Annotated in this window: 6 protein-coding genes; 4 read left to right on the top strand and 2 right to left on the bottom strand. The window is 72.0% G+C overall.

Features of this window, described 5'->3' with window-relative positions; genetic code table 11:
- Nucleotides 1-653 (bottom strand): DUF6801 domain-containing protein (locus tag RKE29_RS21270; RefSeq protein ID WP_312007109.1); only part of this gene is annotated, 653 nt, incomplete at its 3' end.
- A 580-nt stretch (nt 654-1,233) separates the two neighbouring features.
- Between RKE29_RS21270 and RKE29_RS21265 the strand changes: the two genes are divergently transcribed.
- A complete protein-coding gene (locus RKE29_RS21265; RefSeq protein WP_312007108.1) occupies nt 1,234-2,577 on the top strand; it encodes a DUF6801 domain-containing protein in 1,344 nt (447 codons plus the stop codon).
- A 251-nt stretch (nt 2,578-2,828) separates the two neighbouring features.
- On the opposite strand, the gene RKE29_RS21260 is transcribed toward RKE29_RS21265, so the two are convergent.
- Nucleotides 2,829-3,440, bottom strand: coding sequence for a DUF6801 domain-containing protein (locus RKE29_RS21260; RefSeq protein WP_312007107.1), 612 nt, complete (start codon nt 3,438-3,440; stop codon nt 2,829-2,831).
- Between the two features lie 604 nt (nt 3,441-4,044).
- On the opposite strand from RKE29_RS21260, the gene RKE29_RS21255 reads away from it, so the two are divergent.
- From RKE29_RS21255 to RKE29_RS21245, 3 genes are all read left to right on the top strand, one after another.
- Nucleotides 4,045-5,163 (top strand): DUF6801 domain-containing protein, encoded by a 1,119-nt coding sequence (locus RKE29_RS21255; protein WP_312007106.1) that lies wholly within the window; start codon nt 4,045-4,047, stop codon nt 5,161-5,163.
- Nucleotides 5,164-5,946: 783 nt separating this feature from the next.
- On the top strand, nt 5,947-7,332 hold the full coding sequence (locus tag RKE29_RS21250) for a DUF6801 domain-containing protein (RefSeq protein WP_312007105.1): 1,386 nt from the start codon (nt 5,947-5,949) through the stop codon (nt 7,330-7,332).
- Nucleotides 7,333-8,238: 906 nt separating this feature from the next.
- Nucleotides 8,239-13,259: polyketide synthase (locus RKE29_RS21245; protein WP_312007104.1), on the top strand; the 5,021-nt coding region annotated here is incomplete at its 3' end.

The following is a 13,259-nucleotide window of genomic DNA, read 5'->3' as shown; positions in this document are numbered from 1 at the left end:
GGCGGCGTGCTGCCGGAGCCCTCGGTGATCGTGAACTTCGCCAGGATGTTGTTCTGGCCCGGGTCCTGCGTGCAGGGCGCGAAGAAGTTGTCGTTGCCGTCGCCGTCGAGGTCCAGCGCAGCGCCGGTGTCGTCCCGCGCGATCATCGTCAGGTCCAGCGCGGTGACGTCGATGGTCGCGTCGCCTGCCTTGGAGAACTTCAGGTTCGGCGTGCTGCCCGCGGCGTGCAGGTCGAACGGCCCGGACTCGGGGACGTTCACCTTGTCGACGGTGATGGGGGGCTTCACGGTGATGTTGCCCTGCGGGGCGTGGACCGTGGCGGTGGCCTTGGCGGTGCCCTCCAGGGTCTTGGCACCCACCAGGTTGAGGCCGTTGGTGGTGTCGTCGTAGACCGTGTCAATGGTTTCGATCTTGAACGCGCCGGTGTTCTGGCCGACCGCGATCGTCTTCGGAATGTCCGACTTGATGCGGACCTTCAGCGGCTGCGAGTCGATCTGGGGGAACACACAGTGGTAGTTCAGCTCCAGCGACACCGGGTCCGCCGAGGCGGAGCCGGAACCGACGATGCTGATCATCGCGGCCGCAAGTCCAGCGGTCGCAGCGGCGGCCATGGCGGCTCGCGCCTTCGGCCTGACCGATATCTTGGCTCCCATGAGCTTCCTCTCGTGGCGCCCGAAACTGAGCGCGAGTTCCTCTCGCGCGTCCCGGCGAGAACAAATACTTGCGGAATTCGTCGTCGACCGACGTGTCCGAGCACGGTGAACTCCGGCACCGGGGCCGTGAAAGTTCACGGTTCCTACAGGGGGGTGACCGGCTCTGCCGCGGATCGGGGGGCCGTCCCGGCGGGGTCGGTTGAGTTTCCAGCCTGTAAACTACTGACGCCTATCGCGGTGGTCAAGAGTCGGACCGATGTTTTCCGGGGCAGCTCGGGGCCGGTGGGCGATTAATTCGGCTTCGGGTGTGGGAGTTGTCACAGTGGTGAGCAGCCTACTTCATGCTTTCATCGTGGGAGGCGAATACCACCGGACTGGCTCCGAGTGATGAAACGCCTGGTCGCATTACTCACTCAGGTGACAATTTTTCTGCGCGGGGTTTCCGGGCGGCAAGGCCGCCGGAAAACTGTTCCGAGCGCGTCTTGACCGTGGGAGACGGCCCTGAGTAGGTTGCCGACCCGAACTCTGCCGATCAGCAGCGCGATGGGGTATTTCTCAAACGGGACAGGAGAGGCAGTTCATGGGAGTCAAAGCAAGGCCGGCGAAGGCCAGGGCCGCGCTCGCCGCCGCATCCGTCGCCGTGGCGGGCGGCCTCGTCGCTGTCGTGGGGACGGGTGACGCCTCGGCCGACCCGGTCTCGGTGACCCTGAAGTACACTTGCCCCTTCCCGCAGGTCGACGACCAGCCGCTCACCGTCAAGATCGACAGCGACATACCCAAGTCGGTGGCGGTGGGGCAGCCGACCGGAGCCTTCAAGATCGACACTGTGTCGACGGTGAGCTCCAAGTCGGCCGAGGGCCTGAGCCTGATGCACGGCAAGACTCTGGAGGGCGTGGCGAAGGCGACCGCCGTCGCGCACGCGCCGCAGGGCGACATCGCCGTCAAGCCGAACATCCCGCTGGTGAAGACCGACATCCCGGAAACCGGCGAATTCCAGGTGAAAGCCAACGGCTCGACGCCCAGCCTGCGGTTCTCCAAGCCGGGCAGGGCCACCGTCACGGTGGAGGACATCGTCCTGTCGCTGACCCCGAGGGACGCGAACGGTGAGCTGACGGGCCTCGACACGTTCGAGTCCGAGTGCAAGCTCGACCCCGGCCAGAACAACACGCTGGCCACCATCGACATCACCGACCCGAGTGCGAGCGGCAGCCCGTCGGCCAGTTCGTCGCCGCCGGTCAGCTCGCCGCCGGTCAGCAGCCCTCCGGCCAGCTCCCCGCCGGTCAGCAGCCCTCCGGTCAGCTCGCCGCCGGTCAGCAGCCCTCCGGCCAGCTCCCCGCCGGTCAGCAGCCCTCCGGTCAGCTCGCCGCCGGTCAGCAGCCCTCCGGCCAGCTCCCCGCCCCCCGGTGGCGGCATCCGGTACGTCTTCGACCTGACCGGCAAGTCGCACATCGCCACCCCGAACGGTGACGTGGCGCTCAAGGGCGGCATCGACGCGCTGTTCGACCCGAAGACGGGCACGTTCAACTCCGACCTGACGCTGAACCCGACCAGCGGCAACTTCAGCATCCTGGGCTTCCTGCCCGCCACCGCCAAGGTCGACTTCGAGCAGCAGGGCAAGACCACCGGCACGCTCAAGGGCGGCAAGCTGGAGACGCACTCCACGATGTACGTCAAGCTGCCGGAGATCGCCGTGTTCGGCCTCCCGGTCGCGGGTGGCGACCAGTGCAAGACCGTCAAGCCCTCGGAGATCACCCTGAAGTCCACCCAGGACTTCTTCAACCCGCTCAAGGGCGGGCCGATCGCGGGCACCTACGACCTGGCGGCGATCCAGAACTGCGGCGGGCTGAACGACTTCGTCAGCCTCTTCGTCGCCGGCTCGGGCAACACCATCAACGCGAACCTCGCGCTGAAGAGCCACAGCTGAACCACCTGAGACGAGGGCCCGCCGGGACACCCCGGCGGGCCCTCACCGCTGTGCGGGACGCGGTCGCGGCCGCCGCGAGCACGGCTTTCCCGCGCCGCTTCCCTAAGCGTCTCGTCACGTCCATATGTCGATTCCTTTCGTTTCGGAAGTGGAAATCTCGGCCGTAATATCGAGCGAGGCTGATAACGGCGAGGAGGGCTCACCGAAGATCCGGTGAGCCCTCGTCCCTGTCAGGAGGATGCCGCGACAGGTCAGTTCGTGATGGTGAACTTCGCCAGGGTGTTCTTCTGGCCCGGGTCCTGCGTGCAGGGCGCGAAGAAGTTCTCGTTGCCGTCGCCGTCGAGGTCCAGCGCGGCACCGGTCTCGTCCCGAGCGGTCATCGTCAGGTCGAGGGCGGTGACGTCGATGTACGCGTCGCCAGCCTTGCTGAACTTCAGGTTCGGCGTGCTGCCCGCGGCGTGGAGGTCGAACGGCCCGGACTCGGGGACGTTCACCTTGTCGACGGTGATGGGGGGCTTCACGGTGATGTTGCCCTGCGGGGCGTGGACCGTGGCGGTGGCCTTGGCGGTGCCTTCCAGGGTCTTGGCGCCCACCAGGTTGAGGCCGGCGGTGGTGTCGTCGTAGACGGTGTTGACGGTGTCGATCTTGAACGCGCCGGTGTTCTGGCCGACCTTGATCGACGACGGGATGTCCGACTTGATGCGGATCTTCAGCGGCTGCGAGTCGATCTGGGGGAACACGCAGTGGTAGTTCAGCTCCAGCGACACCGGGTCAGCGGAGGCGGTGCCGACACCGGCGAACGCGAGCATGCCGACGGCGAGGCCCGCGGTCGTTACGGCGGCCAGGCCGGTACGGGTCTTCATTGAGCGCATGGTGACTCCCAAAAGCTTTCTCTCGTGGCGCCTGGAACGGTGCGCGAGTGCCTCGCGCGTCCCGGCGTAAACATCGGATTCCGCAATCGGCCGCGAGTCGGTCCACCAATGGTGCGCACGCCGACAACGGTCGAGAACGCGGAAGTCCGCTGTTCTTCGGGGGGTGGGAAAGCAGGCCCACCTGCCCAGTTCGGGCGAGCGTGTCCGAACTGAGCCGTGTGCGTTACCGACTTGTAAACTACCCATGGGGCGATGGGGGAGTCAAGACGTGTGCCACACACCTTTCGAGGCAACGGCCGGACTCTGTCGGGGAATTGACGCTTATCCTCGGGATTTGTCACCGGGGTGAGCGGCGGGCTTCTGCTGTTTGTGGGCGGGGTAGGCGGCCGGACAGACTTGGTCCGGATTGATGAAACCCGTTGCCGCCCCGCTCATCCGAGTGACAATTTTCTCCCGGGAAGTTTGCGGGGAGGCTCGCGCGTTCGGAGAGTTGTGCGGAGTCTTGACCGCTGGTAACGCGCTCAGTAGCTTGCCAGGACCACTCAACCGCTCCGGTAGCGAAGCGGGCGTTCTCCTAACGGGACGGGGTACATCGATGAGGTCCAAGGTCACGCCGAGAAGGGCCAGATACGCCGCGCTCGCCGCGGTGACGGTGGCCGCGGCAGGGGGCGTCGCGGGTGTGGTCGGGACGGGAACCGCCTCGGCGGATCCGGTCTCCCTGACCCTGAACTACACCTGCAACTTTCCGCAGATCGGCGAGGAGCAGATCAAGATCAAGATCAGTTCGGACATTCCGACGTGGATTCCGGTCAACACGTCGACGCCGAAATTCAAGATCAGCTCGGTGACCACGGTCAACGACGAGACCACCGCCGGCCTCGGCCTGGTGGGCGCCAAGTCGCTGGAGGGCGAGGCCAAGGCCAGCGCCACGGTGGATGTCCCGCAGGGCAAGGTGCCCGTCAAGCCGAAGTTCGTCATCGAGAAGACCGCGGTGCCCGAGTCCGGGTCGTTCGACGTCAAGGCCGACGGCTCCGCGCCCCAGCTGCGGTTCAGCAAGCCGGGCCCCGGCAGCATCGTCGTCGGTGACATCGACCTGGTCCTGACCGTGCGGAACGGTGCCGGCACGGTGATCGACCTGGACGACGACGGCGGCACGTTCACCGCGCCGTGCAAGCAGAACCCGGGGCAGAAGAACGCCCTGGCGAAGTTCACCATCACCACCGGCACCGTCCCGCCGAGCATCGAGCCGACCACGGAGGAGCCGAGCACCGACCCGACGACGAGCGAGCCGAGCACCAGCCCGCCGCAGACGACCCCCTCCGGCACGCCGTCCGACCCGCCGAGCGGGACGCCGAGTGACGGCCCGTCGGCCGACCCCTCGGACGCGCCGTCAGAAACCCCTTCGGCCGTCCCGACTGACGACGGTTCCGCCGGCGGCGACCCCGGCGGCGACCCCGGCGGCACCAGCGGCGGCACCAGCGGCGGCGGCGCGGTCGGCGGGAACGGCTGGGACGGCGGGAGCGGTACGTCCGGCGGAACGCAGCTCGGCGGCGGTACGCCGGTGGACTACGGCAGCGGCGGCTCGCTGGCCGCCACCGGCTCGGGAAGCACCAGCGAGCTGCTGTTCATGAGCGGCGCCGCGGTCGCGGCCGGCTCGCTGCTCTTCGGCTACCTGCCGCGCAGGCTCCGGCGCCGCGCGGGCGAGTCCGCCTGAGGCGAGCGGCGGGGGAGCCGCCGGGAAAGCGTCCAGCCGAGCCGGACGGCCCGCCGTCCGGCACCTGACGCGGAAGGCCGCGGCCCGGAATCCGTGGAGGGTTCCGGGCCGCGGCCATTCCGGGCACCGGCGGGATCGGCCCGGCGGAGATTCGTGTTTCGCTCCGTTGGCGGCCGGCCTGCCGAGCACTATTCCGCGGGCCCTGGATTCGCCCCGCACGGCGGCCCGCGCAATGGCGTTGCCGGGCCGGGACCCGGGAGGCGGGGGCATGGCGGCGGCAGGCGTTGTCGCGGCCCTCCCGGGGTGGTGAGGGCGGGCCCGGTGCTCGGTTCCTCGCCGTGCTGTCCGGACCGACTCCTGGAACGGTGGTGAGTTGTCAACCGTCACGGCGCGCCGGGGAGTCGAGGTCTGTACGGCACGCCTTCAGGGTTGGCGTCCGGCCCCGGCGAGGAATTGGCACGTGGCCTCTTGGTCTGTCACGGGAATGAGCTTGATTTGTTACGGGAGTGAGCCGGGCGCTACGCCCTTTTGTGCGTGACGGGACCGGTCGTATGCCGTCACCGCCGGTGACGCACCTGGCCGGAAGTGCCAAGAATGGACGCCCTTCGTGCTCACCTCTGTGACAAATTTCGGCTCCGGGTGGGTCCGTGACGCGCGGCCGCCCGGAAAGTTGTGCAATACGCGTCTTGACCGGCCAGTAACGTGCTGAGTAGCTTGCCAAGTCGAACTCAGCCGCTCGGTGACGAAGCGGGTGTTCTCGTAACGGGACGGGAGAGATCTTTCATGGGACGCAAGGCAACGTCGAGAAAGGCCAAATACGCCGCGCTGGCCGCCGCGACCGTGGCTGCGGCGGGGGGCGCCGCGACTTTGGCCGGGATAGGGACTGCCTCGGCGGATCCGGTCTCCCTGACCCTGAACTACCACTGTGTCTTCCCTCAGGTCGACTCGCAGCCGCTGAAGGTCCGGATCAGCTCTGACATCCCGAAGTCGATCGGGGTGAACCAGCCGACCGGCGAGTTCAAGATCGACACCGTCAACACGGTCTACGACGACACCACCGCCGGCCTCGGCCTGGTGGGCGCCACGACGCTGGAGGGCACCGCCAAGGCCACCGCCATCGTCCACGCGCCGCAGGGCAACGTCACCGTCAAGCCGAACATCACCGTCGAGAAGACGAACGTCCCCGAGTCCGGGCCGTTCGACATCAAGGCCAGCGGCAAGACGCCGAACATCCGCTTCAACAAGGCGGGTGGAGCGGACATCATCGTCACCGAGATCGTGCTGACGATGATCGCCCGGGACGCCGCCGGTGCGGCGCTCGACCTCGACGGCGACGGCAACGACAACTTCGTCGCTCCGTGTACGCAGGACCCGGGCCAGAACAACACCCTGGCCAAGTTCACCATCACCTCAGGGTCCGCCTCGCCGAGCGCCAGCCCGACCTCGGCCTCGCCGAGCGCCAGCCCGTCGCAGTCGCCGTCCGCGAGCCCTTCGCAGAGCCCGTCGCAGTCGCCGAGCGAGACCCCCTCGCAGACGCCGTCCGAGACGCCGTCGCAGACCCCGTCCGAGACTCCCTCGCAGACTCCGTCCGAGACTCCCTCGCAGTCGCCGAGCGAGACGCCGTCTGAGACCCCGAGCGAGACTCCCTCGCAGTCGCCGAGCGAGACTCCCTCGCAGACCCCGTCTGAGACGCCGAGCGAGACGCCGTCCGAGACTCCCTCCGAGACGCCGAGCGAGACTCCGTCCCAGTCGCCGAGCGAGACTCCCTCGCAGACCCCGTCCGAGACTCCTTCTCAGACGCCGAGCGAGACTCCCTCCGCCACTGCCTCGGAGACGCCGTCCGAGACCCCGTCCGCCACTCCCTCGGACTCCCCGTCCGAGACGCCCTCGGCCACGCCGACTGACGACGGCTCGGCCGGCGGCGGCACCGGTGGCAGCTCCGGCGGCACGGGTGGCACCGGCGGCGGCATCGGCGGCGGTACGAGCGGCGGCACCCAGACCGTCGGCGGCACCCCGGTCGACACCGGCAGCGGTGGCGCCCTCGCCAACACCGGCGCCGGGGACACCAGCGAGCTGCTGCTCATGAGCGGTGCCGCGGTCGCGGCCGGCTCGCTGCTCTTCGGCTACCTGCCGCGCAGGCTCCGGCGGCGCCAGGGCGAGTCCGCCTGACGGCCCGCCAGCAGTCGTGGCGGGGCTCCCGCTGGGAGTCCCGTCCCGAAGGGGAAAGGCCGTCAGGTGAGACGTCCACTTGACCTGACGGCCCGACACCCGGCGCCTGGGGGCGCACGGGGCCGCGGCCCGGAGCCTGTGGGGGGTTTCCGGGCCGCGGCGTTTTCCGGAAGGTCCCCTTCCGGGAAGGTCCGGTGTGCGACTGGTAAAAAAGGTGTTCCCAACCGCCGGTCGGCGGCTGCCGGGCCGTATTCTCCGCACCTCGGTTTATCGCTTCCCGTGGCCCGTGCAATCGATTGCCGGTGCGAAGTTCCGGGCGGTCGGCGGCGGGCGGTGCATAGCAACGCCCAGGCGTTCAAGTCGCCGCCCGCTTCGCGTTGTTCACCAGAAAGGTGTGGAACGCCCTTCTCGCCGCGGTGGCGGCGGCTCCGCCGTCCCGCCGGTGCCCCACCCGGCGGCGCCGTGCATTATCCGACTGGACGATCATGGTGTAAATGATCTTCGCCGCGTCCGGTATGCTGCCCAGGCCGGTCGTGGTCCCGTGGGCCGTGCACCGGCTCGGCTGCCGCTCCCACCTGCGCACCGACGCGAGGGCGGCCGGAGGGTCCGCCGCCCTGCGGGCGGTGGTCGCGCGGGACGGATGCCGGCGGGTGGATCACGAACAAGCGTTCCTCAGGGAAACGCGGATTTCATGGTTTGGTGGCGGAATGTCGCTCTGCGTGTCGTTTGCCTTACGTGATGATTCGTCGGCGGCCGATGCTCACGCGTCTCACTAAACCTTGTGAGTTCCTCATCACTTTGAAACGGAACCTTGACCGCGTGAGGGCCGCATAAGTAGCTTCCTGATCTAATGCTCAACCGATTCTGCGGGCCTTCCCCACCCCGCGTTCGAGAAATCGGAGCGACATGACGTCTCTCGCTCATCCCCCCACAGTCGTCATCGGGCTCACCCCGCTCGGCCGGCCGGACCCCCGGCTGGCCGCCGCTGTGTGCCAGGCGGGCGCTCTCGGCGTACTCGACCTCGGCACCGGTGATCGCGGGGCGCGCGAGGCGCTGGCCCTGGTGCACCGCTGGGTGCCCGGCCGCTTCGGCGTCCGGGTGGCCGAGGGGTGCGCCCTCACTCCCGCCGACCTGCCGGCCGAGGACGGGCCCCACACCGTCGTGCTGGCAGCCGGCGCCCCCTGGCAGGTCGCCGACCTGGCCGAAGACCACCACGTCCTGGTCGAGGTCGGCAGCCCCGAGGAGGCCGCCCGCGCGGCCGCCGACGGCGCGCACGGCCTCATCGCGCGCGGCAGCGAGAGCGGCGGCCGCGTCGCGGACCTCAGCACGTTCGTCCTGCTCCAGCGGCTGCTCGCCGACCCCGGCGTGACCCTGCCCGTGTGGGCCTGCGGCGGCATCGGGCCGCGCACGGCCGCCGCCGCCGTGCTCGGCGGCGCCGCGGGCGTCGTCCTGGACACGCAGCTCGCGCTGCTCGCCGAGTCCGGCCTGCCCGAGGAGACCGCCGCCGTCCTGCGCACCATGGACGGCACCGAGACCGCCGTCGAGGACGGCCGGCGGGTGCTGCGCCGCCGCGGCGCGCCCGCCGACGCCCCCGCGCTGCCCGTCGGGCAGGACGGGTTCCTCGCCGCCCGGTTCGCCGACCGCTGGCGTGACGCCGCCGGCGCCGTACGCGCCGTGCGCACCGCGATCGAGGAGGCCGCCGCCGACCCGGGCCCGGCCGCCGCGCTGCTGCGCCCCGGCGCCCCGATGGGCGAGGCCCTGGGCACCGGCCGGGCCATCGCCCAGGGGCCGATGACCCGGGTCAGCGACCAGCCCGGATTCGCCGCGGCCGTCGCCGCCGGCGGCGGCCTGCCGTTCCTCGCGCTCGCCCTGATGACCGGCGAGCAGACCCGCGACCTGCTGCGCCGCACCCGCGCCGAGCTGGGCGACGCGCCCTGGGGCGTGGGCATCCTCGGCTTCGTGGACGAGGAGACCAGAGCCGCGCAGCTCGCGGAGGTGCGCGAGGCCCGCCCGTCCCACGCGATCATCGCCGGCGGCCGGCCCGCCCAGGCCGCCGCCCTGGAGGAGGCCGGCATACGCACCTTCCTGCACGTGCCCTCGCCCGGGCTGCTGCGGCAGTTCCTGGACGCGGGCGCCCGCAGGTTCGTCTTCGAGGGGGCCGAGTGCGGAGGGCACGTCGGCCCCCGGTCGTCCTTCGCCCTGTGGGAGGCCCAGCTCGCGGTCCTGGAGGACTACCCGGCCGACGGCGTGGAGGTGCTGTTCGCCGGCGGCGTGCACGACGAGCGGTCCGCCGCCATGGTCGCCGCGCTCGCCGCGCCGCTGGCCGCCCGCGGCGCGGCCGTGGGCGTGCTGATGGGCACCGCGTACCTGTTCACCGAGGAGGCCGTCGCGCGCGGCGCGGTCGGGCCGCTGTTCCAGCGGCAGGTCGTCGCCGCCGAGGCCACCGCGCTGCTGGAGACCGCGCCCGGCCACGCCACCCGCTGCGTGCGCTCGCCGTTCACCGACGAGTTCGCCGCCGCCAAGGAGGACCTGCGGCGGGTCGGCACGGACGGCCGGGTGGCCTGGGCCGAGCTGGAGAAGCTGACCGTGGGCCGGCTGCGCACCGCCGCCAAGGGCGTGGAGCGCGTCGGCGACGAGCTGGTGGCCGTCGACGAGGACCAGCAGCTGCGCCTGGGCATGTTCATGGCCGGTGACGTGGCCCTGCTGCGCTCGGCCACCACCACCGTCGGCGACCTGCACCACGCCGTGGGCCCGGCCGCCGCCGACCACCTCGACCAGGCCGCCGCGCGGGAGCGCGCCCGGCTGGGCCTGACCGCCCCGGAGCAGGAGCCCGCACCCGCCCCGCTCGACATCGCTGTCGTGGGCATGTCCTGCGTGTTCCCGCAGTCCGACGGCCTGGCCGACTACTGGGCCAAGGTGCTGGACGGCGCCGACGCCGTCACCGAGGTGCCGGTCGAGCGCTGGGACCCGGCCGCCTACCCGGACTGCCCGTCCCACTGGGGCGGCTTCCTGCCCCGGATACCCTTCGACCCCCTCGCCTACGGCATACCGCCCGCCTCGCTCGGCGCGATCGAGCCCGTACAGCTGCTGGCCCTGGACATCGCCCGGCGCGCCCTGGAGGACGCCGGGTACGGCGGCGGCGCGCGGGCCTTCGACCGCGCCCGCACCTCCGTGGTCTTCGGCGCCGAGGCCGGCAGCGACCTGTCCAACGCCACCACGCTGCGCACCGTCCTGCCGTCCTACCTGCACGAGGTGCCGCAGGCGCTGGAGGAGCAGCTGCCGAAGCTCACCGAGGACTCCTTCCCCGGCGTGCTGGCCAACGTCATCACCGGCCGGATAGCCAACCGGCTCGACCTCGGCGGCGCCAACTACACCGTCGACGCCGCGTGCGCCTCCTCGCTCGCCGCCGTCGACGTGGCCTGCCAGCAGCTCGTCGCCGGCGCCAGCGACATGGTGCTGTGCGGCGGCGCCGACCTGCACAACGGCATCAACGACTTCCTGATGTTCGCGTCCGTCGGCGCCCTGTCGCCCACCGGCCGGTCGCGCACCTTCGACGCCTCCGCCGACGGCATCGCCCTCGGCGAGGGCGTCGCCTGCGTGGTGCTCAAGCGGCTGGTCGACGCCGAGCGCGACGGCGACCGGATCTACGCCGTGCTCAAGGGCCTGGGCAGCGCCAGCGACGGCCGGTCGCTGGGCCTGACCGCCCCCCGCCCCGAGGGCCAGCGGGCCGCGCTGGAGCGCGCCTACACCGGCGCCGGGATATCCCCGGCCGAGGTCGGCCTGGTGGAGGCGCACGGCACCGGCACCGTGGTCGGCGACCGCACCGAGCTGACCACCCTCACCACCGTGTTCGCCGAGGCCGGGGCGGAGGCCGGCGGCTGCGCGCTGGGCTCGGTGAAGTCCCAGATAGGCCACACCAAGTGCGCCGCGGGCCTGGCCGGGCTGATCAAGGCCGCGCTCGCCGTGCACACCGGCGTGCTGCCGCCCACCCGCAACCTGGAGCGGCCCAACCCCGCGTACGACGCCGGCAGCAGCCCGTTCGTCTTCCACACCGAGGCCCGCCCGTGGGCGGTCCCGGCCGGCGAGCGGTACGCGGGCGTCAGCGCCTTCGGCTTCGGCGGCACCAACTTCCACGCGGTCCTCGCCGGCCACGAACGCGGCGCGCCGCCCGCCGTCAGCCGCGACACCTGGCCCGCCGAGCTGTTCACCTTCCGCGGCAGGGACCTGGCCGCCGCCCAGCGCGACGCCAGGCGGCTGCTGGAGCGGATCGAGGGGCCCGGCGGGCAGGACGCGCGGCTGCGCGACATCGCGCTGACCGCCGCCCGCGCCGCCGACCCGCGCCCCGAACAGGTGCGCATCGCCCTCGTCGCCTCCGGCACCGAGGAGCTGACGACCCTGCTGCGCCGCGCGCTGGCCGGCGAGCAGGACCCCCGCGCCGGACTCTTCCTCGCCGACGAGCAGACGGCGGGGGAGGACACCGGCAAGGTCGCGCTGCTCTTCCCCGGCCAGGGCAGCCAGCGGCCCGGCATGTTCGCCGACCTGCTGGTGGCCTTCCCCGAGGCGCAGGCCCACCTCCAGCGCGGCCGCCGCTACGCGCCCGTCGTCTTCCCGCCCGCCGCCTTCGACCGCGAGACGGCCGAGCGGCAGCGCGCCGCCGTCACCGACACCCGCGTCGCCCAGCCCGCCCTCGGCATCGCCGGCCTGGTCGCCCACGACCTGCTCACCCGCGCCGGGATACGGGCCGACATGGCCGCCGGGCACTCCTACGGCGAGCTGATGGCGCTGTGCGCGGCGGGCGCCCTGACCCCCGAGGCGCTGCTGGACGCCAGCGCCCGGCGCGCCGAGTCGATCCTCGCCTCGGTCGGCGACGACCCGGGCACCATGGCCGCGGTCGCCGCGCCCGCCGACGACGTCGAGCGGGCGCTGGCCGAGGCGGGCCTGGCCGGCCAGGTGGTCGCCGCCAACCGCAACGCGCCGAAGCAGACCATGATCTCCGGGCCGGTGGCCGCGGTCGGCGAGGCCGTGCGGCTGCTGCGCGAGGCCGGGCTCGGCGTCAAGCCGGTGCCGGTGGCCTGCGCCTTCCACAGCCCGCTGGTCGCGGGCGCGGGCGAGCGGTTCGCCGAGGCGCTGGCCGGCCTGCCGCTGCGCGCCCCCGAGTTCCCGGTGTGGGCCAACCGCACCGCCGCCGCCTACCCGGCCGAGCCCGACGCCATACGCGCCGAGCTGGCCGCGCAGATCGGCGCGCCGGTGCGCTTCACCGAGCAGATTGAGGCCATGTACGAGGCCGGGGCGCGGATCTTCGTCGAGGCCGGGCCCGGGACGGTGCTCACCAACCTGGTCAAGGAGATCCTGGGCGACCGCCCGCACCGCGTCGTGGCCGTCGAGCCGCGCCGCGACGCCGGGCTGCGCGGCCTGCTCGACGCCCTCGCCCGCCTCGCCGTGGCCGGCCTTCCGGTCCGTACGGCCTGGCTGCTGCACGGCCGCGACGCCCGCCCGCTGCCCGACGCCACCGCGGCCAGGGCCGCGCGCCGGCCCGGCTGGACGGTCGACGGCCACCTGGTCCGCACCGCCGCCGGGGAGCCGCTGCCCGGCGGCCTGGCCCCCGCCCGACGAGTCCACCTGGAGACCACCGTGACCCGCCCGGACCACTCCGCCGGCTACCAGCCCGGTTCGCCCGCCCGCGACACCGACGCGCTGATAGCCGAGTTCCTGCGGTCCAGCCGGGAGATGGTCGCCGCGCAGCGCGACGTGCTCCTCACGTACTTCGGAGCGGCCCAGGCGCCGGCCCCCGTGCCGCCGCTGCCCGGCACCGTGCTGCCCGCCCTGCCGCAGCAGCAGGCCGCCCCGCTCGCCGAGGCCGCCCCGGCCGTATCCGCGCCGGTGGCCGTGCCCGCCGCCCCGGCCCCGGCTCCGGTGGCCGTGACGGC

The organism is Streptomyces sp. B1866, from assembly GCF_031932565.1.
In the GTDB taxonomy this organism is placed as follows: Bacteria; Actinomycetota; Actinomycetes; order Streptomycetales; family Streptomycetaceae; genus Streptomyces.
This window is presented reverse-complemented; position numbering and strand designations above follow the sequence as displayed.